The sequence below is a fragment of the Luteococcus sp. Sow4_B9 genome, assembly GCF_052116585.1.
Taxonomy (GTDB): Bacteria; Actinomycetota; Actinomycetes; order Propionibacteriales; family Propionibacteriaceae; genus Luteococcus.
The window spans coordinates 14825-37152 of record NZ_JBQKKT010000019.1; the positions used below are offsets into that span (position 1 = coordinate 14825).

Sequence of the window (22328 nt, forward strand, 5' to 3'; positions counted from 1 at the left end):
TTGTCCTCACAGGCTCTCGACGAGCTGACGTTCGGTGGTGGCCTCGGGCGCCTCGGGGCGAGGCTGCGGCGTGGCGGGGTCGGGTGTGAGCAGCGCGATGGTGCGATCGGCCCGCCAACGGGCGATGGCCTCGCGGTCGTGCAGCCCCAGGACGAAGGCGGGCCCCTCGACAGGCTCGGGGACCGGGAGCCCCTCGACAGGCTCGGGGAGCGGGGGCCCCTCGACAGGCTCGGGGACCGGGGAAGCAAGCTCGGGGGACGGGGAGAGGGCGCGGGCGTCGGCGATGGCCTGGTCCAGGGCGGCCAGCTCGGGGCCGGCGAGGGCGTCGGCCCCGTCGACGAAGACCACGCGGGGAGCGCGGCCCAGGGCCGAGGCGAGGTCTCGCTCCAGACCCGACTTGCTGCCCGCTTCCAGGAAGGCGGTGGCCTGGCGCACCTCGGCGGCCCGTTCGGGCAGCAGCAGACCGGCCACTCGTGCCTTTCCGTCGGTGGCGTCCAGCCGTCCGGCCAGGGTGAGCAGCAGGGCACGGCGCGGGTACGAGTCGCCCTGCACGACGGCCACCTGCCCCGGGTCAAGGTGCAGTGAGGCCTGCTCGAAGATGCCCTCCACCGACAATCCCTCGGCATGCAGCGCCTCGCGATGATCCGGGCTGGGCCACTGCGCCAGCTCCAGTTCGCGGTGCAGGCCCTCGCCCTCGACGTCGAGCACCGGCAGCATCTTGTCGAGCCAGTGCGGCAGGTGCCAGGCGCGAGCGCCGAGCAGTTGCAGCACGGCCGGCACCAGGGTCATCCGGATCACGAAGGCGTCGACGGCCACACCCACGGCCAGGCCGAAGGCGATCTGCTTGATCGGCCCCATGCCCTCCGGCACGAAGAAGGCGAAGACCGCGAACATGATGACGGCGGCCGCGGTCACCACCTGCGCCGAGGCGGTGAAGCCGCTGGCGATCGCAGCGCGGGCCAGCCGGTCACGGTCACCGGCCGGATCCTTGCGCACGGCGTGCACGAAGTCCTCGCGCATCCGGCTGACCAGGAAGACCTCGTAGTCCATGGCCAGGCCGAACAGGATGCCCATGATGACGATGGGCATGAAGCTGATGATCGGCACGGGCTTCTCGAGGTTGATGATCCCGGCCCCGATGCCCTCGTTGAAGACCAGCTGGGTGGCGCCGAAGGCGGCGCCGACGCTCAGCAGGTAACCGACGGTGGCCTTCAGCGGCACCCACACCGAGCGGAAGACCATCATGAGCAGCACGAAGGACAGCCCGACCACGAAGATGCCGAAGGGCAGCAGGGCACCGGCCAGGCGTTGCGAGACGTCGATCTGGATGGCGGTCGATCCCGTCACGGCGGTCTCCACGCCGGGAGTCTCGGCCCACTGGTCATGCTGGTCCACCAGCCGCTGCACCAGGTCTGCGGTGGCGGGGTCGTCGGGGCCCGTGGTGGGCACCACCTGGACGAATCCGGTGTCGGCATTGCGGTTGGGAGTGGCGATGAGCACCTTGGCGACGCCCTCGGTCGACTCGATGTCCTTCTTGAGGGTGTCCATGACGCCCATCGGGTCATTGCTGCCCAGGATGTCTGCGGTGACGATCAACGGGCCGTTGTAGCCGGGGCCGAAGTGTTCGCTGACCAGGTCGTAGGTGACGCGCTGCGGCTTGCTGGCCTCGGCCTGGCCGGCATTGGGCAGGCTCATCTGCAGGTTCGCGGCCGGCACGGAGAGCGCGCCCAGCACGGCGGTGACCAGCACGACGGTGAGCAGCGGCAGCCGGGTGGCCAGGCGCACCCAGTTGCCGAAGAAACCTCGCCCGGGGGCCTTGCGACGACGCCGCTTGCGGGCGCGGGGACGCAGACGCTCACCCATCAAGCCCATCAGCGCGGGCAGCAGGGTGAGGGCGATCACCACGGCCAGGGCGACGGCGATGGCGGCGAAGACACCCATGATGGTGAGGAAGGGAATGTTGGCCAGCCCCAGCCCCACCAGGGCGATGCACACCGTCAGGCCGGCGAAGACCACGGCCGATCCGGCGGTGGCGACCGAGCGGGCGGTCGACTCCTCGGCGTCCATCGGCTCGACGCCCTCGACGGGGCGCAGCTGCTCACGGTGACGCGACAGGATGAACAGCGCGTAGTCGATGCCCACGGCCAGGCCCAGCATCACCGCGAGCATCGGGGTGGTGGAGTTCACCTTGGCCAGACCCGCCGAGATCATCAGCAGGAAGAGGGACAGCACGACGCCAACGATGGCGGTCATCAGGGGAAGCCCCGCGGCCAGCAGCGATCCCAGTGACAGGAAGAGCACCACCAGTGCCACGCCGACGCCGACCACCTCGGTGGCGCTCAGGGTGGGCACCTCGATCGAGAAGGCCTGGCCACCCATGTGCACCTGGGACCCGTCGGGCAGGTCTGCCTCGACGCGGTCGGCCAGCGCGATGAGCCGCTCCCGGTCCTCGTCGGTGATCTCCTCCATGGAGCCCTCCAGCTGCAGCTGCACCAGGGCCGCCTGCTGGTTGTCGCTGATCATGCCGGTGCTCAGGCCACTGAAGGGGCTGGTGACCCTGGTGACGATGGGGTCACCACCGAAGTCCTTGACGACCGCCTCGATGCCCTGCTTGGCCTGCTCGTCGCCCACCCGCTCCCCCTCGGGAAGCACGACGATGGCCTCTGCCGTGGTGGCTGCGGCCTCCGGGAAGGTCAACCGCAACTGGTCGAGCGCCTCCTGCGACGGGGCACCCGGAATGTTGAAGTCGTCGCTGTATTCGGCTCCCGCGAGGCCGGCCAGCCCGCCGAGCACCACGAGGATCGCCAGCCACAGCGCCAGCACGCGCTTGTGATTGCGATGGCAGCTGCGGCCCAGGCGATAGAGGAAGGAAGACATGGAGGCGACCCCGAGATGCGAAGGAGAATCCGATACAGTGTTGTATCCGATACAGGAGTGTACCCTTTGTCGAAGACCTGACAAAGCCGCTCCACAAGCCGACCCAGCGCCCAGAGGACCCATGAGCATGCCCACCACCGCCCGCCGCGCCGCCACCCGTGAACGACTGGTGGGCGCGGCCATCGAGGTCATCGCCCGCAAGGGCGTGCTGGCGGCCAGCGTGGAGGAGATCTGCGAGGCCGCCGACTTCACCCGGGGGGCCTTCTACTCCAACTTCGCCTCCAAGGACGACCTGTGCGTGGCGGTGCTGGAATGGCTCGGCCAGCGCTACCTGGCGGCCGCCCGCAACGCGATCGCGCGCATGGATCCCACCCTCGACGTCGACGAGCGGATCACGCGCGCGGTCCAGCTGTTCATCACCACCTCTGGCACCAAGCCCGAATCGGCACTGGTGATGAGCGAGCTGCGTCTGCACGCCGCTCGGGAACCCGCCCTGCGCGATGCCTTCGCCGCCTACGAGAGCAGCGTCACCCCGATGTTCGGCGAATTGATCGGTGAAGGACTGCGCACCGCCGGGCTGCGGCTGACCATCCCGATGGACCAGGCCCTCTCGCTGTTGCATGCGGTGCACGACCAGACCACCCTGGACCAGTTGGTCCACGGCGCCAGCCCCGATTCGCCACAGGCCACCGAGCTGCTCAGCCTGGTGCTGCGCGCCATGATCACCGCCGACTGACGTTTCGAGACGTTCAACCAGCCGTCACCCTGCGGCTTCGCTCCCGCCATCCATGGTCGCACTCGTTGATCCATGACCCAGCTGCGCGGCTTCGACGGGCACACGCCCGCCACCGTGCAGCCCGCCTTGCGGCCGCCCCGCGCTGGGTCCACCCGTCCCCTGGTGGAGAGCACCGAATGGATGGGCGCCCTCGACCCGTCGCTGCGGCTCGACGCGCTGACCATTCCCGGCACCCACAATTCCGGGGCCACCCGCGGAGGACGCTGGGTGGCCTGCCAACACCACGGCATCCGCGACCAGCTGGACGCCGGGGTGCGCTACCTGGACATCCGGGTGCGGCTGCTGCGCGGCGGCTTCCGCGTGCACCACAACCAATTCTTTCAGCGGCTGACCCTCGACGAGGTGCTGGAGGTCTGCCAGGACTTCCTGCAGCAGCATCCGACGGAGAGCGTGCTGCTGTGCCTCACCCAGGAATTCTCCCGCGCCGATGCCGCGCAGCTGGCCCGCACCTGGGCCCGTCTCCGGACCCGTTTCCCGGGGCTGCTGCACGAGTCACGTCGCACCCCCACCCTGGGGCATGCCCGCGGCCAGGTGGTGGTGGTCACGCGCAGTGCCGGCTTCGCCGGGTTGGACCATCGCAGCTGGCAGGTCAGCGACGACTGGCACATCGGCACCCGCAGCACCTGGCAGGCGCGCAAGTGGCCGGGCATCACCGACCACCTGCGCCGGGCCCGGGCGGCTCGCGGTGACGGGAGGATGTGGAGCTGTCACGCCTCGTCAAATGGCTGGGCACTGACCCCTGCGGCCGCGGCCCGACTGCTGGAACCCCTGCTGCACCAGCACTTCGACGAGCTTCCGGGCCGTCCTGCCGGTGGTCAGGCCGCCCCGGAGCGCAATGGGGTGATCCTGCTGGACTTCGCCACTGACGAGCAGGTGGCGCAGCTCTGGCAGCGCAATCTCTGAGCACCTTGGCCCCCGCTGCTCGGCGGCCCCCTGACACAGTTGAACACGGCGCGACAGAACACGACACGACAGAACAGCGGTGCCCAACCCCGGACGGGCTGGGGACCGCTGTTCTTGCCTGGTTGGCCGCTACTGGCGAATTGGCCGCGGCCGTCAGTAGCCGATCGACTTCAGGTACTCGCGGGAGTCCTTGATGCAGTCGAAGGGGTCACGGCCGTAGGTCATGTCCTGCTCGATGAAGAAGTACTCCGCACCCGCCGCCAGCGAGGCAGGCAGCAGCTCGGGCCAGTTCATGTTGCCCTGCCCCACCTCGGCGAACTCGACGATGTTCACGAACATGTCGTAGCCCTTGGCCACGTCACCCGACGCGAACAGGTCGAGGGCCTCCGGCGGCAGGGCACCCACGCGATAGTCCTTGACATGGATGAGCTTGCACACGCCGCTGTAGGCCTTGAGCATGTCCAGCGGGGCCATGCCGCCACGCTGCACCCAGTGCAGGTCCACCTCGAAGTTGAGGTCGGGGGCAACCCGTCGGACGATGTCGAAGATCCGTTCGCCGTCGAACTGTGCGAGGTCCACATGGTGGTTGTGGTAGCAGAGCGTGATGCCCTCGTCGGCCAGCTTCTTCGCCCACGGCTGCACCTCGGCCGCCCACGCCTCGCAGGCCTCCTTGGAGACCATCGCCGTGAAGGGCATCATGCCGATCCGCAGGAAGCGGCAGTCGAGCCGCTTGCAGTCCTGGACGATCTTGTCGTAGTGCTCCTCCAGGTTGTCGCCGGTGGCGGTGGGGCCGGGCTTGAGGGCGACGGACAGGGCGCCCACCTCGATCCCCAGCTCCTTGATGCCACGCTCCAGGGCGGCGGTGTTCTCCTCGTCCATGGGGATCTGGGAGACCTCGACGGCCGTCAGGTCCATCGACGCGATCTTCTCGAGCACGGGCCACATGCCCAGCTCGGAGACCTTGTCCTTCAACATCATCATCTGCACGCCGAGCGTTGCCATGTCAGTTCCTCTCCTCGAACGTGCCCTCTTCGCGGATGCGCTTGTTGAGCTCGTCCAGGTAGCGGGTCTCGTCGAAGTTCTCCAGGCTGACCTCTTCACCGGTCCAGGCGGACAGGTGGATGCCATTGGCCAGACGGACGCCGTGGATGCCGTCGCCACCGGGGGCGATCAGCTGGGCGCCGTTGAGGACGGCGTCGGCGAAGTTCTTCATCACGTCGCAGTGCTGTTCGCCCCAGACCGATCCGTAGTCCTTGGTCTCGGTGCTGAGCTTGTCGGAGAGGTCCAGCTCGCCCTTGAAGAGCTTGCCGACCTCCTCCATGCTCATGCCCTTGCTGAACTCCTGCTCCGGCTCGCTGAGGCGGGTGATGGTGACGGTCTTGGAATTGTCGACGACGACCTTGCCCTTGTCGCAGAGGATCTCCAGGCGGTCGGTGCCGGCGATGTCATGGGTGCAGGTGATGAAGGTGCCGGTGGCGCCATTGCCGAAGTCCACCAGTGCGGTCACCTCGTCCTCGACGGCGATGTCGCGCTTGAAGCCGAAGCTGGCCTTGGCGAAGACGCTCTTGGGGACGCCGCAGATCCACTGCCACAGGTCGAGCTGGTGGGGTGCCTGGTTCACCAGGACGCCGCCACCCTCGCCGCCCCAGGTGGCGCGCCAGTCGGACTGGTCGTAGTAGCCCTGGGGACGCCACCAGGTGGTGATGATCCACGACGTGTGGCGCAGGGCGCCGAGTTCGCCGGAGGCCAGCAGGTCCTTGAGGTCCTTGTAGAGCTGGTTGGTGCGCTGGTTGAAGAAGACGCCGAAGACCAGCTCGGGCTTGCTGGCGGCGTAGTCGATCAGTTCGCGCGCCTGCTTGGTGTAGACGCCCACGGGCTTCTCGACCAGGGCATGGATGCCCTTCTCGAGCGCCTTGATGCCCATCTCCGGGTGCAGGTAGTGCGGGACCGTGGTGACGACGGCATCCACCTCGCCGGAGTCCAGCATCTCGACGTAGTCGGTGTAGAAGGGCACGCCGAGCTCCTCGGCGCGGGCCTTCTTGGTCTCGTCGATGTCGCAGATGGCGCCGATGCGCATGGTGGGCACACGACCCTCGTCGATGAAGTTGGCGTACATGCCGCCTTCGGCGCCCAGGCCGATGATGCCGAGCCGAACCTGCTGATCAGTCATTCTGTCTCCTCTGGTGGACTTTGCTGGGTGTGAGATGTGGGACCTGCGTCACTGGTGACGCGACGTGTCTGGCCTGCGTCACTGGTGACGCGACGTGTCTGGCCATGTCTGGGCGTAGATCTCCTTGAGCATGCGCAGCGACGGCATTGCCTGTTCGGCACCGATCCAGAAGGGCTCGTCGTCGCCGAGCCGCCCGTGGAAGTCCTCGATCAACGCCTGGTGTGACATGCCCCAGTAGCTGCGCCCGCCACTGGGCACCACACGTTCTGCCAGGTCCTTGGCCCGGCCGTCGTCGAAGCGCAGGTGCAGCCCGTCGGCGATGGTGGCCGTGCCCTTGGTGCCGTAGATCTCGATCTCGACGGGACGGTGGACGGTATTGGTGAGGCTGCCGACGAAGGTGCTGGTGATCCCACCCTCCACCACGGTGGACGGGTGGGTGAACATGGCGGTGGCGCTGTCCTCCACCTCGATCACGTCGCCGTACTTCAGCGTGGCGGCCCGGCCGCTGACGGCCGTCGGTTCGCCCAGGAACCACTGGAGCAGGTCGAGCGTGTGCAGGGCCTGGTTGATCAACAGGCCTCCACCCGCGTTCTGCCAACGACCCCGCCAGGGCTTCGCCTGGTAGTAGTCGGGCGTGCGCGTCCACACGACGCTGGCGTAGGCGCCGAGCACATCGCCCAGCTCGCCGTCCTCCAGCACCTGCTTCAGGGCCTGCGCCGAGTTGTTGTAGCGGTTCTGCAGGCAGATGCCGAGCCTGGCGGAGGTGTGCTGGCTGGCCTCGACGATGCAGTGGGCGGCGGTCAGGGTGTTGGCCAGGGGCTTCTCCTGGATGACATTCACTCCGGCGGCCAGCAGGTCCAGGGTGATCTGTGTGTGCTGGTCGTGCGGGGTGGTGACGTGCACCACGTCGGGCCGGACAGCCGCCAGGAGTTCCTTGTGGCTCTCGAATCCCAGGACGTCCGGGGCCAGCTGCCGGGCTCGTGCGAGTCCTGCGGGGTCGACGTCGGCGACGCCGACCAGCTCGATGCCCAGTGCCCGGATCGCCTCGAAGTGGACCAACGAGACGTCGCCACACCCGACGATGGCTGCCGTCGTCCCCGCAGGTGTGCTCATCGGTACTCGACTCCCTCGGCCTTGAGGAGCTCGACGAGCGCGGTGTGCGCCTTGGTCCACAGATCGGGGCCGCTCATGGCACCGAACTCGGTGTAGTCGCCCAGGTGCGGTTCGATCGACAGGAAGCCGTCGTAGCCCGACTCGTTGAGGGCGTGCAGGATGGCGGGAACCTGCCCGTCACCCTCGCCCACCGGCACGACGTCGGGGGTATTGGCCACCGCATCCTTGAGGTGCATGTAGGCCAGGTGCGGCCGGATCATCGGGTAGGCCTCGTCGAAGGGCTTGACGCCCACCTGCACATAGTTGGCGGGGTCGAGGATGGCCTTGAGGTGGTCCGAGCCGACGGACTCGATGACGTCGACGCAACGGCGCGGGATGTCGCCGTAGATGTCCTTCTCGTTCTCGTGCAGCAGGGTCACGCCGCCGGCCTCGGCGATCTCGGTGATGGCCTTCATGCGGCGGATCACCTCGTCGCGGTGGCTGTCGGGATCGTCGCCCTCGGGGATGAAGAAGCTGAAGATGCGGATGTTGGGGGCCTCGAAGAAGTGCGCCACGTGCACGGCGTGCTTCATGGCCTCCAGGTGGGGCTCGAAGTCATCGGTGATCTGGATCTTGCCGATCGGGGAGCCGATGGAGCTCACCTTGATGCCGGCCTCGTCGAGCATCGCCTTGGCCTTCTCGCGCTGCGCCTGGTCCAGCAGCAGGATGTTCTGTCCCCAGGCGCTGCGGAACTCGATGTACTTGACGTCGAGCTCCTTGAGCAGGGCCAGCTGTTCGCCGAAGTCGTCTGCAATCTCGTCGGCAAATCCGGTGAGGGTCCACATGGGCATTCTCCTGTCGTCGAGGCTGTGCCCAGGCGGCCCGGGCGTCCTTACCCTGATGCCCTCACGCTAGATCGCCCCTCTGACCTTCTCGACCGGTTGCCACGAGTTGCCAAAGTGAACGCCTGCTCAGCACCGTCAACGTGTGCTCGGCACCGGGATGACCTGCTGGCCGGAGGCCGACGAAGCGGCCAAAGGATGTGAGAATCGTCACGATGTCGACTTCTGGGGGATGCGATGCCACGACGTGATGTGGGCCTGGCCATGCTGGTGGTGCTGGTCTGGGGCCTGAACTTCGTCGCGGCCAAGATCGCGATGGAGAGCCTGCCGGCCCTGCTGAGCGCCGCCTTGCGCTTCACGCTGGTGGCGCTGCCGGCGGTCTTCCTGGTGCCACGGCCCGGGATGGGCTTCTGGCCGGTGGTGGGCTCGGGGATGACCATGGGAGCCCTGCAGTTCGGTCTGCTCTACACCGGCATGATGCTGGGGATGCCGGCGGGGCTGACCTCCCTGGTGCTGCAGGTGCAGACGCTGTTCACCGTGGTGATCGCGGCCATGCTGCTGCGCGAGAGACCCACCCGGGCGCAGGTGGCAGGCATCCTGATCGGCCTGCTGGGCATGGCCGTGGTGGGGGCCCAGTACCTGGTGGCTGCGCCGATGTTGCCCTTCCTGCTGACGCTGGCGGCTGCCGCCAGCTGGGCCTTCGGCAATGTGATCACCCGCAGGTATCCCCCGCGCAGCGGATTCTCCCTGGTGGTGTGGTCCGCTCTGGTGCCGCCCATTCCCCTGCTTCTGGCCTCCTTCTGGTTGGAGGGCGGCCCGGCCAGCGCCCTGCACGCAATCCAGCACGTCAGCCTCCGTTCGGCCCTGGGCCTGGCCTTCATCACCTATGGCGCCTCCATGCTGGGCTATGGCATCTGGAATCTGCTGCTGAGTAGGCATTCGGCCGCCACCGTGGCGCCGTGGTCGATGTTCGTCCCCGTGGTGGGCGCGGCGGCGGCCTGGCTCTACGACGGCGAACTGCCCACACCGCTGGGCATCCTGGGCGCCCTGATCACCGTCTCCGGAGTGCTGCTGGCGCTGGGCGTCGGCAACCGCCTGCTGCGGCGGCGCAATGACCGGCCGGACCCGACGCCCCACACCGAACCGCCGGGTCTGTGAGCGGGTGAGGAAACGGACTTGGGACGGCACCCTGGCACTGCGACGGACGCTTCCGGGAAGGCGCCTCGACCCGACAGATCCGGGGCTGAGCGGGCCCGGTACACCCGGTGGGGTGGAATCGCGCCCGGGTGTCGAAGTATGACGGCTCGAGGGATACCGTGACTCCGTGAACATGGAGAAAGTGGTCTTCGGATTCTTCGTCCTGCTCGCCGCTACGCTGAACTTCGGCTTCTTCATCGGCGACATGGGCAATCCGGCGCTGCACAACATCTACGAGCTGTACGCCGCCGTCGTGGTCAACCTGGTGGCCACCGTGCTGAAGTTCGGTGACCGTACCCAGATCGGCGCCATCCACCTGGCCACCTCACTGGTGGCGGTGATCCAACTGCTCTCCGCGTCCGGCTTCTACATCTGGGCGACGCAGGTCTCCTCGCGTGGTCTGGACATGCACGCCATGTCGTCGGTGGTCTCCCTGTCCGGTGGCGCGCTGCTGGCCAACTTCGTCTCGCTGGCCCTGCTGGTGATCGAGACGGCCTCGTACCGCCGCCGCTGACCGCGGCCCCCTCCCATGGCACCGCTGGTCACACGCCCCTGGATGTCCACCCGTCGCCTGCGACGGGTGGAGGTGGACGTGCCCACGGATGTGCCGTCCACCGAGGCGATCTTCCTAGTGCTGCGCCGGATGCGCTTCCCGCTGATCGTCCTGATCTGCATCTTCGCCGTGAGCGTGCTGGGCCTGAGCCTGATTCCCGGCGTCGATGACGAGGGCAAGCCGTGGCGGATGAGCCTGTTCGACTCCTTCTACTTCATCAGCTACACGGCGATGACGATCGGCTTCGGCGAGCTCAACTACACCTTCACCGCGGCGCAGCGCATGTGGGTCACGGCCACCATCTATGCGTCGGTGACCGGCTGGACCTATGTCTTCGGCTCGCTCTTCGCCCTGCTGCAGGAGCCGGCCTTCCGGCGCGCCGTGAACCTGCAGCGCTTCCGCAGCAGGGTCAAGGGAATCCACGAACCATTCCTGCTCCTGGTGGGCTATGGCCAGGCCGGCCGCACCCTGGCCAATGCCCTGGACCATGCCGGACGACGTCTGGTCGTGGTGGACGAGGACGCCGAGCGGATCGACGTGCTGACCACAGACCAGCTGGCCGGCGACGTGCCCGCCATCGCCGGCGACCCGCGCAATCCGGCCCAGCTGGGGCTGGCCGGCATGGGCCACCCCCTGTGCGAGGGCATCATCGCGATGACCGCGGACGACGAGACGAACCTGGCCGTGGCCATGGCCGCAGACCTGCTGCGGCCCGACGTACCGGTCATCGCCCGTTGTTCGGAACGGTCCAACACCGCGCGGATGCTGGACTTCACACCGCAGGCGGTCATCAACCCCTTCGACCGCTACGGCAGCTACCTGGTGATGGCGCTGCACCGTCCGGCCACCTCGCAGCTGAGCTCCTGGCTGATGAGCGAGCCGGGCACGGAGATGCCGCCGCTGCACGAGGAACTGGCCAATGGTCGCTGGATGGTCAGCGCCGACGACCGCTTCGGTCACGAGGTGGCCCTGGACCTGCGCAAGGCTGGCCTGGAGGTGGAGGAGATCTCCCCCGCGGACGGCATGCCCGACTTCACCGGCATCGTGGGATTCGTCGCCGGTGTCGAGTCCGACACCACCAACCTCTCGATGGCGGCCCATGCCCGTCTGGTGAACCCGGACATCTACCTCTCGGTGCGCCAGAAGTCCATCCACACGACGAGCCTGCTGCGCGCCTTCGAGCCGGACAGCGTCTTCATCGCCACTGACCTGGTGGCCCTGGAGACCCTGGCGCGGCTGGAGTCTCCGCTCTACTGGAGTTTCGTCGAGTACGTGCAGAGCTTGGATAATGAGGCAGCCTTGGACCTGCGCACCCGAATCACTGCGCGGCTGGACGAGTGGTGCCCGATCCCCAAGCTGATCCCGATGAATCCGCACGCGGCGCCGGCAGTCTGCCGCTGGCTGGAGCGCGGCCACTCCGTGACGATCGCTGACCTGCTGCGCGACCCGGAGGACAGGGAGCAGATGATCGGCGCCTATCCCTATCTCCACAAGCGTGGCAGCCGGGTGACCTATGACCCGCCCCTGGACACCGTGCTGCGTCGGGGCGACGAGTTGGGGCTGCTCACCCGCACACGCGGCCTTGCCCAGCTCAACGACACCCTCTACTCGGACGCTGCCGTCGAGTACCTCTGCACGGCCCATGAGGTGCCGAGCACCTGGGTGTGGCGCCAGGTTCGCAAGCACCAGGGTTGACCAGCGCCAGGGTTGAGGGGTTGAGGGGTTGGGCTGCCATGATGCGCCCAGTGGCCGCCGCATGGCACAGTGTCACCATCGCTTGGACACAGGAGCAGAAATGACCGGACAGGACACGGATCCGATGAGCACCGCCACCTTCGTCGAAGACTTCGAGGGCCGCGCGCGTCGCATCGGACGGATCCTGCTGGGGTCATGGAGCGCCGGCGACACACTGGCCCGTCAGGTGCGGGTTGACCTGGAACCGGCCGCCCACGAGGACCACACCCCGGTGGAGCTGCTGTCCCTGGGATTCCGGGCCGTGGTGAAGGCCGCCTTCGCGCTCGACAGCCCGCCCGACGAGCTGCTGCCGGCCTGGTCGCTGCAGGACCCGCCGGCCGTCCGGCTGGGCCACGCCCTGAGCGCACTGCCGATCCGCAAGCGCCTGGCGATCGTCCTGGCCCATCAGGAGAACCTCTCCACCCTGCGTCTTGCCGACGCGATGGGGATCACGCCCGACGCCGCGGAACGCCTGCTGTCGGCGGCCGAGGGTCATCTGGAGGCCATTCTCCAGGCGCGCGGCGATGACATCGAGTTCGAGCCGAAGGCGCACCGGGCCCGCTGACCCGGTGAAAGTCTGAACCCAGCCTGAAGCTTCACCCCTGCCTCACCTTGTGGGATGAAGAAGTTGGGCGGGTGAACATGCGCAATCCAGCCATTCGGGCCAGACTGCTGCTCGTTGGTTTCTCGTCGCGTCGTTCTGCGTCGGGCGGGAAGCCTCTTGGGGGAACGACAACTCAGTCCGGGGGGACGAGATGAAAATTGACTTGAACGGCGCCATGAACGAAATGGCCGACGACGGACAGGACCCCGTCGACCAGAGCGCCCTGGATCGTGCGGCCGAGGAAGAGTTCAGCCGCAAGCGGGAGGGCGACCGTCTCGCCGAACAGCAGGCCGCTTCCGACGCAGCCCTGCAGCGGGCGGAGGAGGAGCGTCAGGCCAGGGCCAGAGCCGAGCAGGAGCCCAAGGAGGCCCAGGAGGCAGCAGCCGCGGCAGCGGCGGCAGCCGCCGCCATCGGCGCGCAGCAGGCCGCCGCCAACCAGCAGCCGGCCCAGACCGCCGCAACCGCCCAGAACGCCGCAACCGCCCAGACCACCTCTGAGCCCGAGCAGCTCCCTGCCAACGCGCAGGCCACCGGCGCCACCGCCGCAGCACGAACCACCGGCCCCGCTGGCGGCACCCGCGGCATCGACCTGCTTGAGGTGGAGCCGGAGAAGGGCTCCAACAAGACCGTGAAGCTGGTGGCCGCGGGCGTTGGCCTGGCCCTGCTGGCCGGTGCCGGCATCGCCCTGTTCAACAAGGCCGGCGATGACACCGACGTCTCGGCTTCCCCGTCGCCCGAAGCTTCGGCCAGCAGCCAGAGCTCCCCTGGCAATTCCCAGGACCCGGGGCAGACGCCCAGCACGACGCCGACCCCGCAGGCAACCGCCTGGGCCTGGACCGGCACCGACCCGGCGGCCACGGAGGTTCCGACCGCGCAGCTGACCCAGTGGTGCAATGTGGCCGCCAATGAGCAGGTGGTCAACCCGTCCGGCGGCGGTCTGTACCCGGGTTCCACCGTCCTGGTGGGTCCGCAGAAGACCCGCGTGCCCGACCACAAGCCCTACCCGGCCGGCTGGCGCGACTGCACGCTGGGCTACCAGAAGCAGCCGGTGGCCAAGAACATCGCCCCGAATTCGATCCGGGACAATGCCGATTCGCTGAAGAACCTGTGCACCATCCACTCCGGTTTCGACTTCGGCGCCTGGAAGGTGGCCAACTTCGACACCCGCACGCGTCCGCGCGAGAACTTCAACTACGACGGCTCGGTGGCCCTCGTCTCGCCCGACGGTTGGCTGGCCGACTGCGAGCTGAACGTGCACCAGCCCACCGCGTCACTGGTCTTCATCCCACCGATGGAGAAGGGCGACACGACGTGCCCCAGGGCACAAGCCGTGCAGCGCAAGGACATGGCACCCGGCATGCCCGAGCCGCCGATGGGTCCGGATGGCAAGCCGCTGCCGCCACCCCCGGGCTTCCCGGCCCCGCCGCCCGGCATGTCCCCGGAGCGGATGAAGAACCTGTACTGGATCACGGCCTTTGGTCGCGTGCCGGATGTCGGCAACCTGCGCCAGACCGCCCACCACGCCACCTATGCGCTGGGCAATGGCACCAAGGGTGACTCCGAGATCTTCATCCGCAATGGCGTCGCCATCGCCAACCACACCTGGTTCCTGAAGCCCGGCGACAATGCCAATGTGAAGCCGACGATCACTTTCTTCGACAAGTCCGGCAAGAAGCTGCACAGCTGCACCGCCAGCTGACCTGCAGCACCCGTCCTCACTCCACACGCGGCCCTCGTCTCCAGCCCAGCTGGAGGCGAGGGCCGGGTGCATTGCGTCGGGCCGGGTGCATTGCGTCGGGCGGGGTGCATTGCGTCCGGCCGCGTGCATAGCGTCGGGCAGGGATCCGAGGCGGGGCGACGGATCCCAACCACCACCCCATTGACACGGTTCAAATCGTGCAAAAGATAGGATGGTGGCATGTGCGAGTACTGCGGCTGCCGTTCCATCGAACTCATCGGACGCTTCACCGAGGAGCACTACAGCGTCATCGACCGGCTGGGAGACCTTGGCCGCGCCTGCTCCACCGGTGATCTCGGGGCCGTCGGGCAGGCAGGAGTCAGACTGGCGAACCTGCTGTGGCCCCACACCAAGGCGGAGGAAGTCGGCCTCTTCCACGAGATGCGCAAGGAGGAGGAGTACGCCCCCACCATCGACGCCCTGTGTGCGGAACACTCCAGCCTCGACGAGCAACTGGAGCGCGTCATCGACGGCGACCTGGACGAGTTCCCCGCCTTCGAGAAGGCCCTGCGGGCCCACATCGACCACGAGGAGAACGGCCTCTTCCCGGCTGCCGCAGTGGGCATCGACGGACCCACCTGGGAGCGGATCAACCAACTGACCCATGACTTCGACCATGCCGAGGGCATCGAACACCAGCACGGCGAGGGTGGACAGGGACTGGGTGAGAGCGCGCACGCGCACGAGCACCACTGACGAACATCCCGGCCGGACATGCCGTGGTCACTGCACGGCAACACGATCGAAACAACCGGGGGCTATGCTCCACGAGTTGTTCGAAGTGACAGGGGAATCCATGCACGCAATCGGCTTTGACCGTGATCTCTATCTCCGCCTCCAGTCCCAGCACATCGAGGAGCGGCGCAAGCAGTTCGGCGGCAAGCTCTACCTCGAGTTCGGCGGCAAACTCTTCGACGACATGCACGCCGCGCGTGTGCTGCCGGGATTCACGCCCGACAACAAGATCGAGATGCTCAGCACCATGGCCAGCGAGGCCGAGGTGGTCATGGTGGTCTCCGCGCAGGACCTGGACAAGGTCCGCGCAGACCTTGGAATCACCTACGAGGACGACGTCCTGCGCCTGGTGGATGCCTTCCGCGGGTACGACCTGCTGGTCAGCAGCGTCGTGATCTCCCACTGGAGCGAGGACAACCGGGAGGCCAAGGCCTTCAAGCGCAAGCTGGAGCGGTTGGGCCTCAAGGTCTACCGCCACTACGTCATCAAGGGCTACCCCAATGACGTCTCGCACGTCGTGAGTGACCAGGGCTATGGCAGGAACGAGTACGTGGAGACCGAGCGCGACCTCGTCGTCGTCACGGCCCCCGGGCCGGGCAGCGGCAAGATGGCCACCTGCCTGAGTCAGCTCTACCACGACCACAAGCGCGGAATCCCGTCCGGCTACGCCAAGTACGAGACCTTCCCGATCTGGAACCTGCCCCTGGACCACCCGGTGAATGTCGCCTATGAGGCTGCCACGGCAGACCTGGACGACGTGAACATGATCGATCCCTTCCACCTGGCCGCCTATGGCGAGCAGACGGTGAACTACAACCGTGACGTGGAGGTCTTCCCCGTCCTCAACCGGCTCTTCGAGCAGCTGCTGGGCCAGTCGCCGTACAAGTCGCCCACGGACATGGGCGTGAACATGGCCGGCAAGGCCATCGTCGACGACGAGGTCTGCCGTGAGGCATCACGCCAGGAGGTGATCCGCCGCTGGTACAAGGCGCTCGTCCAGGAGCGCCGCGACGAGCTGGACTCCACCCAGAGTGACCGTGTGGCACTGTTGATGAGCCAGCTGGAGATCAAGAGCACCGACCGTCACGTGGTCAAGCCGGCACTGGACCTGGAGAAGAAGACGAAGGCCCCGGCTGCTGCCATCGAGCTGGCCGACGGCAGCATCGTGCTGGGCAAGACCTCCCCCCTGCTGGGTGCCTGCTCCGCGATGCTGCTCAATGCCCTCAAGCAGCTGGCCGGGATCGATCCCCGGATCAACCTGCTGGCACCGGAGAGCATCGAGCCCATCCAGACCCTCAAGACCGAGCACCTGGGCAGCAAGAATCCGCGCCTGCACACCGACGAGGTGCTGATCGCACTGAGCGTGAGCGCGACCAATGACGAGAATGCCCGCCTGGCACTGGACAAGATCGCCGAACTGCGCGGCTGCGACGTGCACACCACGACGATCCTGGGCAGCGTCGACGAGGGGATCTTCCGCAATCTGGGCGTCCACGTGACCAGCGAGCCCGTCTTCCAGAACAAGGGGCTGTACCGCAAGCGCTGACGCGGTACCCCCTGCTGGCGCGACGGGGGCCGCGCACGCTCGGGAAGGTCGACCTACTCGTCGGGGGCGGACTCCTTGCGGGGGCGCCCGGGACGTCGGGTCTCCGGCAGGTCCTTGGGCAGGCGTCCTGCGCGACGCAGTCCGTCGCGCAGGACCATCTCGATCTGGCCATTGAGGGAGCGCATGTCGTCCGCCGCCCACCTGGCCAGGGCGTCGTGCATCTGGGGACTCATCCGCACGATCACCTGTTTGCGTTGCTCAGCCATGATTCGAGTGCCCGGTCAGGCTCCTCAGTAGAGGCTTCCGGTATTGAGGACGGGCTGGGTGTTCTGTTCGGAACAGAGCACGACCAGCAGGTTGGTGATCATGGCCGCCTTGCGTTCGGGATCGAGCTCCAGGTCGCTGCTGGCGTCCAGTTCCTGCACGGCCTGCTTGGCCATCTCGGTGGCGCCCTGCACGATCACCTGGCGGGCGCTGAGGACGGCATTGGCCTGCTGGCGACGCAGCATCGCCGACGCGATCTCCTGGGCATAGGCCAGGTGGGCCAGACGAACCTCGATGATCTCGACACCGCTCACCGCCACGCGCTCGGCCACCTCGTGGGCCAGCTCCGCGCTGACCTCGTCGGTGGACTCGCGCAGCGTGATGACCGGGCTGTGCGCCTCATTGCCGAAGCCCATCGAATGGTCGTCGTAGGGGTGGCTCATGGCGACGTGGCGCAGCGCGGACTCGGCCTGCTTGCGCACGAAGTCGTCATGGTCCTCCACGGCGAAGGCCGCCTTGGCGGTGTCGGCCACCTGGTAGACGACGATGGCGCCGATCTCGATCGGATTGCCATTCGAGTCGTTGACCTTCATGGGCTCCACCTCGAAGTTCACTGCCTTCACCGAAACCTTGCGGCCGGAGGTGAGCGGGGCGGTGAGGTTCAGGCCGGTGGTGCGCACCGTGCCCAGGTAGTGTCCCAGGAACTGCACGACGGCCGCCTCACCAGGGTTGACGATCCGCAGACCGGTGGTGAGCACCAGCGCGGCCAGCATCAGTAGGACACCGAGCACGCCCTGCCACACGACGCCATTGATGATGGCGAGGACCGTCAGGGCCGCCCCACCCAGGATGGCGAGCAGGCCGACCACCAGGAAGGCGATTCCGGAGACATGCCAGGCCTGGCGTTCGGCGATGTCGATGCGGATGCCGTCGTGCCCGACGGGGCGCGACGAGAGCGGCTGGTCCTCGGGTGCGGGGGTCAGGTCGGGGTCGTCACTGGACATGGCGTGCCTCTCGGTTCCAGGGCGTCCCTCTGACACCCACAATTAAAGTGATATCACATTAATCGTGGGTGGCGCGAGCCCCCGTCGAAAGCATCAGGATCCGCCCAGCGCAGGTCACGGAGCCATGGGGACCCCAGCCCCCTGGGCCCGCTGCCCCAACTTCCAGTCCAGCACCAGCGTTCCGGTACGTCCCTGCACCTCGATGACCGAGGGCCTGCGGCCAACGCTCGCCCAGTCACAGCGCAACCGCTGGTAGTCGGTGTCCACCACGGCACCGTCCACCCGGAAGTCGCCTTCCCACTCCAGCTGGTACTTGTGCTCGGGAGTGCTCCAGCACAGCGTGTTGCGGACATGCTCCAACCGCGTCTGCTTGAGGTAGTCGACGAAGTGGTGCAGGGAGCTGAAGTCCGATCGGTCGGCCAGCATGACGGCCCAACCGGTCACCACACCACGCTGCACCAGCTCGCTCTCGTTCGGCATCTCCAGGGTGTCGAGGGCCACGGCGCCAAAGTAGGAGTCATCCCGCCGGCCGGCCACAACCGTGTCCAACAGCTTGGTCTCGTCAAAGCTGGCGGCGGGGAAGAAGAGGTGGCTCAGCTCGTGTCGCCGGCCCTCCAGGTATCCGCGGCGGCCGCGCACGTCGTAGAGGGCCAGCAACACATTGCGCATCTGGGCCACATCCGGCCGCACGCCATTGCCAATCCAGCCCGACGGCGTCGCGGGGCGCGCCTGTTCGTCCAGCAGGGTGGAGCCGGGGTGCGTCGAGAAGAGGTGGATGCCACCCGGCAGCGCCGCCTCCCAGATGCACTCCTGGTCACCAAAGGTGCCGGGCAGGTGGTGCTGCGCGCTGCTGAGCAGATAGTGCGGTGTCCGGTAGGTCTGCACGTCTGCCCTCACCAGGGCGGCTCCCTGGGTGATCGGGTTCAGCGAACGCACCAAGGCGGCCATCACACGTCGCGACGGCACCTTGCGGAAGGGGGCCAGCGGGGCGAGGTAGCGATTGCCGTCCAGGTGGTACTGGTCCAGCGCATCCATCGTCGGGCCGATCCCCTCGGGCGTGGTGAAGGCCTCCATCCCCCAGTACAGGCCGAGCTCCAGACCACGTCGCCCGGGCGCGTCCAGGTGGCGGTGTCGGGCGGCCTCGCTCGGCACCTCCCGCAGGCACAGTCCGTGTGACGAGGTGATGAGGTGGTCGGCCTGGGCAAAGGCAATTTCCCTGATCACCTGAGGGATGCGATACCTGCGCCTGGCCACGAAGATCGACGTGAACAGCGTCGGGTCGAAGACCGCCCGGCGCGGATGGAAGGCGCTGGTCACCACCGGGTCCAGCTCGGAGCGGTCCGGAAAGGCCTTGTGCAGCGCCTGGGCGCGCCCGGACGAGGCGACGAAGTGCCCGTCGAAGCGATGCAGCGCCATGTCCAGGAGAAGCAGGTCGAGAACCATCGATGCGCGATTGGCGAGGCCGGCATCCTCACAGTGCTCCACCAGGAGCGTCAGCGCCGAGACATTGACCGCGTAGAAGCTTGCCGAGAGCCATTCGCTGAAACCGTAACGGAAGCGGAGGGTGAGCCAGTTCTCCAGACGACGCCGCGCCCGACGGGCCTTCTCCTCACCCGTGCGGCCGTCATTGGCGAAGGTGCGGTCGGCAAAGTGGAGCCCGGCCAGGTACTCGCAGACCCCGAAAGCCGCCTGGTGGCTCTCGCTCCAGAAACACATCGAGTCATTGCCCGGCTCATCCATCCAGTACCGGAAGCCCAGCACGGTGTGCTCCAGGGCCTCGCGGAGCTGGTCCGGCAGGGCCTCGCCCCCGTCCAGCAACAGGGCCAGGACCACCATCATCTGATGATCGGCCAGATCCGCCCGATCATCAATGTGGGTGATCACATCCTCCAGCCAGGAGGGATCGTGCGTGCCGTCCGCGATCGCCCGTGCGACGGCGGCGTAGCCCATGGGCATCGAGAGTCCATCGCCGGTGATGGGCGGCTGACTCATCGCACTCCTCGACGGGCGGTGGCGGACGGGGGGATCCTCGAGGGCCGCGAGGGCCAATCGGGGGCCAAGCATGTGCAGGGTGAAATCAATTCTGCCCCACCGGCAGACCATCCGGCATCCGCCTCAGGTCGGATTTCGCCCCTCCATTGGGACGGGCCCCGGACGCCCGGGGCCCACCGGGGCCACGTCGCACCGCAGTCAGACCGCCACGACGGATCAAGGACCATGGTCGGATCCGCCGGCCCCCACCCGGTGCCTAGGCTGTGACCGATGAGCAGACCCACGGGCCCCCCGGACCGCTCGGCCACGTCACCTGGTCCCTGGACCTGGCCGTCGCCGGGCTGCTCGTCGTGCTCACGGTGCTCGCGCCCCTGCTCTACGGCTACCCGCCCCAGATCGCCGGCCACGGGGACCATGCCCTGGACGCCGCCCTGATCGGGACCTTCCTGTGCGCCGTGACGGTGCTGCGCCGCAGGCGCCCTCTGGTGACACTGGGGCTGGCGACGGCAGGCTGCTTGGCACACTTGGCACTGCTGCCGATGCCCACACCGTCCGTGTTGGCGGTGCTCCTGGTGGCCTACTCGGTGGCGCGCTGGGTGTCCGGACGCCGGGCGCGCATCGTGCTGGGGCTGGCCCTGGCCGGCGCCATCGCCGGCCCGCTGCGCTGGAGCGACTACCTCGCCGGCTACTCCGCCACAGACGGCTTCCCCACCGCGATGTTCCTGTTGGCGGCCAGCGGTTGCGGCGGTCTGGCCATCACCTGCTATGCCATCGGCCGGCGCGTTCGGGAGTCCGCCCAGGCGGATCTGGCTCGCGCCCGGGCCGAGGCCGAGCGGCGCCATCTGGCCCTGGCGGAGCACGAACAACGCACCCGCAGCACGGAGGCGGCAGTGCGAACCCAGATCGCGCGGGAACTACACGACATCGTCGCCCACTCGCTCAGCGTGATGATCGTCCAGGCCGAGGGCGGCCGCGCGCTGGCGACGAAGAGGCCGGAAAGGGCACCGGAGGTGCTGGACACGATCGCCGAGACCGGGCGGGAGGCACTGGGAGAGATGCGTCGGATCGTGGGCGTGCTGCGAGGTTCTCCCGGCGACCTTGCCGACTATGCGCCCACGCCCGGCCTGGTGGACATCCCGGAGATGGTGGCCCGCACCGATCCCCGAGTGCATCTCTACATCGACGGCGAACCGCCGCACGTGCCGTCCACACTGGGACTCACCGTCTTCCGGGTGGTCCAGGAGGCCATCACCAATTTCCTCAAGCACGCCGGGTCCGGTGCCTCCGCCCAGGTGACCCTGACCTACACCCCCACCCTGGTGATCGCCGAGATCTCCGACGACGGCGTGGGCTCGACCGCCTCGTCGAGCGCCACCGGCCATGGCCTGCAGGGCTTGCGGGAACGCGTCACCTCGATGAATGGCCAGCTGCTCGCCCAGCCGAAACCGACGGGAGGTTTCCTGGTCCGCGCCATCCTGCCCGTTCCCCTGCGCACGTCCGAGCGGGAGCAGTACGCCGTCCCCGGCGACAGGCGCCCTCCCCAGGACACCCCCAGAACCCACCAAGGACAGGATTTCCGATGACCCAAGCCGTTCTGCGAGTGTTGTTGGCCGACGACCAGGCGCTGGTCCGCAGCGGATTCCGCATGCTGATCGAGGCCGAGGACGACATGGAGGTGGTGGCCGAGGCCAGCGACGGCCAGGAGGTGCTCGACCTGCTCCAGCGGCACCAGGTGGACGTGGTGCTGATGGACATCCGCATGCCGGTGATGGACGGCGTGGAGGCCACCCGATGCCTGGTGGGCGCAGGCCACCCCGCCAGGGTGCTGGTGCTGACCACCTTCGACCTGGACGAGTACGTCTTCGCCGCGCTGAAGGCCGGCGCCTCGGGCTTCATGCTGAAGGATGCCCGCCCGACGGAGCTGCTGACCGCGATCCGGACGGTGGCCGCGGGCGACGGGGTGCTCGCCCCGTCTGCCACCCGCCGCCTGCTGGAACATGTGGTCCCGATCCTGCCGTCGAGCCCGGGCACCAGCGATCCGCGGTTGGGCCAGCTCACCGACCGGGAACGGGAGGTGCTGGTGGAAATCGCGAGAGGCGCCACGAATGGCGAGATCGCCGCCACGCTGTACATGGCCGAGGGAACCGTGAAGACCCACATCGGGCGGCTGCTGTCCAAGCTGCACTGCCGTGACCGCGTCGGGCTGGTGCTCTTCGCCCATGAGGTGGGACTGCTGCGCTGAACCGCTCCTTCGTGCCTGACGGCCCGGTCGCAGCTTGGC

19 protein-coding genes are annotated in these 22328 nt (G+C 67.8%); 11 read left to right on the top strand and 8 right to left on the bottom strand.

Features of this window, described 5'->3' with window-relative positions; genetic code table 11:
* Window positions 1-6 precede the first annotated feature (6 nt).
* A complete protein-coding gene (locus tag ACTQ49_RS11355; RefSeq protein WP_441827952.1) occupies window positions 7-2877 on the bottom strand; it encodes an MMPL family transporter in 2871 nt (956 codons plus the stop codon).
* 121 nt (window positions 2878-2998) lie between these two features.
* On the opposite strand from ACTQ49_RS11355, the gene ACTQ49_RS11360 reads away from it, so the two are divergent.
* Both ACTQ49_RS11360 and ACTQ49_RS11365 read left to right on the top strand, forming a co-directional pair.
* Window positions 2999-3613: a TetR/AcrR family transcriptional regulator gene (locus ACTQ49_RS11360; RefSeq protein WP_441827953.1), complete on the top strand. Its 615-nt coding sequence runs from the start codon at window positions 2999-3001 to the stop codon at window positions 3611-3613.
* A gap of 72 nt (window positions 3614-3685) precedes the next feature.
* Window positions 3686-4576 carry a phosphatidylinositol-specific phospholipase C domain-containing protein gene (locus tag ACTQ49_RS11365; RefSeq protein ID WP_441827954.1) on the top strand — a complete coding sequence of 297 codons (891 nt, stop codon included), beginning with the start codon at window positions 3686-3688 and terminating at the stop codon, window positions 4574-4576.
* Between the two features lie 153 nt (window positions 4577-4729).
* On the opposite strand, the gene ACTQ49_RS11370 is transcribed toward ACTQ49_RS11365, so the two are convergent.
* From ACTQ49_RS11370 to ACTQ49_RS11385, 4 genes are all read right to left on the bottom strand, one after another.
* On the bottom strand, window positions 4730-5578 hold the full coding sequence (locus ACTQ49_RS11370) for a sugar phosphate isomerase/epimerase family protein (protein ID WP_441827955.1): 849 nt from the start codon (window positions 5576-5578) through the stop codon (window positions 4730-4732).
* A gap of 1 nt (window position 5579) precedes the next feature.
* Complete coding sequence (locus ACTQ49_RS11375) at window positions 5580-6746, bottom strand: Gfo/Idh/MocA family protein (RefSeq protein WP_441827956.1); 1167 nt, start codon at window positions 6744-6746, stop codon at window positions 5580-5582.
* Window positions 6747-6824: 78 nt separating this feature from the next.
* On the bottom strand, window positions 6825-7859 hold the full coding sequence (locus ACTQ49_RS11380) for a Gfo/Idh/MocA family protein (protein WP_441827957.1): 1035 nt from the start codon (window positions 7857-7859) through the stop codon (window positions 6825-6827).
* A complete protein-coding gene (locus tag ACTQ49_RS11385; RefSeq protein WP_441827958.1) occupies window positions 7856-8683 on the bottom strand; it encodes a sugar phosphate isomerase/epimerase family protein in 828 nt (275 codons plus the stop codon). The genes ACTQ49_RS11380 and ACTQ49_RS11385 overlap by 4 nt, the downstream gene beginning before the upstream one ends.
* 234 nt (window positions 8684-8917) lie before the next feature.
* Here ACTQ49_RS11385 and ACTQ49_RS11390 point away from each other — a divergent pair, with 234 nt between their 5' ends.
* From ACTQ49_RS11390 to ACTQ49_RS11420, 7 genes are all read left to right on the top strand, one after another.
* Window positions 8918-9838, top strand: a complete 921-nt coding sequence (locus ACTQ49_RS11390) for an EamA family transporter (RefSeq protein WP_441827959.1) — start codon at window positions 8918-8920, stop codon at window positions 9836-9838.
* A gap of 172 nt (window positions 9839-10010) precedes the next feature.
* A complete protein-coding gene (locus ACTQ49_RS11395) occupies window positions 10011-10391 on the top strand; it encodes a DUF6394 family protein (RefSeq protein ID WP_441827986.1) in 381 nt (126 codons plus the stop codon).
* 42 nt (window positions 10392-10433) lie between these two features.
* The gene (locus ACTQ49_RS11400; RefSeq protein WP_441827960.1) at window positions 10434-12125 is read left to right on the top strand and encodes an NAD-binding protein; all 1692 of its coding nucleotides are present in this window, start codon (window positions 10434-10436) and stop codon (window positions 12123-12125) included.
* A gap of 100 nt (window positions 12126-12225) precedes the next feature.
* Entirely contained in the window at window positions 12226-12729 is a 504-nt protein-coding gene (locus ACTQ49_RS11405) for a hypothetical protein (protein ID WP_441827961.1), read from the top strand.
* 214 nt (window positions 12730-12943) lie between these two features.
* Window positions 12944-14467 carry a hypothetical protein gene (locus ACTQ49_RS11410; RefSeq protein WP_441827962.1) on the top strand — a complete coding sequence of 508 codons (1524 nt, stop codon included), beginning with the start codon at window positions 12944-12946 and terminating at the stop codon, window positions 14465-14467.
* 219 nt (window positions 14468-14686) lie between these two features.
* A complete protein-coding gene (locus tag ACTQ49_RS11415) occupies window positions 14687-15202 on the top strand; it encodes a hemerythrin domain-containing protein (RefSeq protein WP_441827963.1) in 516 nt (171 codons plus the stop codon).
* A 100-nt stretch (window positions 15203-15302) separates the two neighbouring features.
* Window positions 15303-16787, top strand: coding sequence for a DUF1846 domain-containing protein (locus ACTQ49_RS11420; RefSeq protein WP_441827964.1), 1485 nt, complete (start codon window positions 15303-15305; stop codon window positions 16785-16787).
* 53 nt (window positions 16788-16840) lie between these two features.
* On the opposite strand, the gene ACTQ49_RS11425 is transcribed toward ACTQ49_RS11420, so the two are convergent.
* The 3 genes from ACTQ49_RS11425 to ACTQ49_RS11435 form a co-directional block, all read right to left on the bottom strand.
* On the bottom strand, window positions 16841-17053 hold the full coding sequence (locus ACTQ49_RS11425) for a hypothetical protein (RefSeq protein WP_441827965.1): 213 nt from the start codon (window positions 17051-17053) through the stop codon (window positions 16841-16843).
* A gap of 24 nt (window positions 17054-17077) precedes the next feature.
* Window positions 17078-18055 (bottom strand): SPFH domain-containing protein, encoded by a 978-nt coding sequence (locus ACTQ49_RS11430; RefSeq protein WP_441827966.1) that lies wholly within the window; start codon window positions 18053-18055, stop codon window positions 17078-17080.
* A gap of 114 nt (window positions 18056-18169) precedes the next feature.
* A complete protein-coding gene (locus ACTQ49_RS11435) occupies window positions 18170-20047 on the bottom strand; it encodes a hypothetical protein (RefSeq protein ID WP_441827967.1) in 1878 nt (625 codons plus the stop codon).
* Between the two features lie 263 nt (window positions 20048-20310).
* Between ACTQ49_RS11435 and ACTQ49_RS11440 the strand changes: the two genes are divergently transcribed.
* Window positions 20311-21630 carry a histidine kinase gene (locus tag ACTQ49_RS11440; RefSeq protein WP_441827968.1) on the top strand — a complete coding sequence of 440 codons (1320 nt, stop codon included), beginning with the start codon at window positions 20311-20313 and terminating at the stop codon, window positions 21628-21630.
* Complete coding sequence (locus tag ACTQ49_RS11445) at window positions 21627-22289, top strand: response regulator transcription factor (protein WP_441827969.1); 663 nt, start codon at window positions 21627-21629, stop codon at window positions 22287-22289. Before ACTQ49_RS11440 ends, ACTQ49_RS11445 begins: the two co-directional genes overlap by 4 nt.
* Window positions 22290-22328: the final 39 nt, after the last annotated feature.

Bases quoted from the DNA above. Each gene is read 5' to 3' on its own strand.
- ACTQ49_RS11445 (WP_441827969.1), top strand. From the start codon at position 21,627: ATGACCCAAGCCGTTCTGCGAGTGTTGTTGGCCGACGACCAGGCGCTG.
- ACTQ49_RS11405 (WP_441827961.1), top strand. From the start codon at position 12,226: ATGACCGGACAGGACACGGATCCGATGAGCACCGCCACCTTCGTCGAA.
- ACTQ49_RS11380 (WP_441827957.1), bottom strand. From the start codon at position 7,859: ATGAGCACACCTGCGGGGACGACGGCAGCCATCGTCGGGTGTGGCGAC.
- ACTQ49_RS11370 (WP_441827955.1), bottom strand. From the start codon at position 5,578: ATGGCAACGCTCGGCGTGCAGATGATGATGTTGAAGGACAAGGTCTCC.
- ACTQ49_RS11415 (WP_441827963.1), top strand. From the start codon at position 14,687: ATGTGCGAGTACTGCGGCTGCCGTTCCATCGAACTCATCGGACGCTTC.
- ACTQ49_RS11395 (WP_441827986.1), top strand. From the start codon at position 10,011: ATGGAGAAAGTGGTCTTCGGATTCTTCGTCCTGCTCGCCGCTACGCTG.
- ACTQ49_RS11425 (WP_441827965.1), bottom strand. From the start codon at position 17,053: ATGGCTGAGCAACGCAAACAGGTGATCGTGCGGATGAGTCCCCAGATG.
- ACTQ49_RS11385 (WP_441827958.1), bottom strand. From the start codon at position 8,683: ATGTGGACCCTCACCGGATTTGCCGACGAGATTGCAGACGACTTCGGC.
- ACTQ49_RS11375 (WP_441827956.1), bottom strand. From the start codon at position 6,746: ATGACTGATCAGCAGGTTCGGCTCGGCATCATCGGCCTGGGCGCCGAA.
- ACTQ49_RS11365 (WP_441827954.1), top strand. From the start codon at position 3,686: ATGACCCAGCTGCGCGGCTTCGACGGGCACACGCCCGCCACCGTGCAG.
- ACTQ49_RS11400 (WP_441827960.1), top strand. From the start codon at position 10,434: ATGTCCACCCGTCGCCTGCGACGGGTGGAGGTGGACGTGCCCACGGAT.
- ACTQ49_RS11420 (WP_441827964.1), top strand. From the start codon at position 15,303: ATGCACGCAATCGGCTTTGACCGTGATCTCTATCTCCGCCTCCAGTCC.
- ACTQ49_RS11435 (WP_441827967.1), bottom strand. From the start codon at position 20,047: ATGAGTCAGCCGCCCATCACCGGCGATGGACTCTCGATGCCCATGGGC.
- ACTQ49_RS11390 (WP_441827959.1), top strand. From the start codon at position 8,918: ATGCCACGACGTGATGTGGGCCTGGCCATGCTGGTGGTGCTGGTCTGG.
- ACTQ49_RS11360 (WP_441827953.1), top strand. From the start codon at position 2,999: ATGAGCATGCCCACCACCGCCCGCCGCGCCGCCACCCGTGAACGACTG.
- ACTQ49_RS11355 (WP_441827952.1), bottom strand. From the start codon at position 2,877: ATGTCTTCCTTCCTCTATCGCCTGGGCCGCAGCTGCCATCGCAATCAC.
- ACTQ49_RS11430 (WP_441827966.1), bottom strand. From the start codon at position 18,055: ATGTCCAGTGACGACCCCGACCTGACCCCCGCACCCGAGGACCAGCCG.
- ACTQ49_RS11410 (WP_441827962.1), top strand. From the start codon at position 12,944: ATGAACGAAATGGCCGACGACGGACAGGACCCCGTCGACCAGAGCGCC.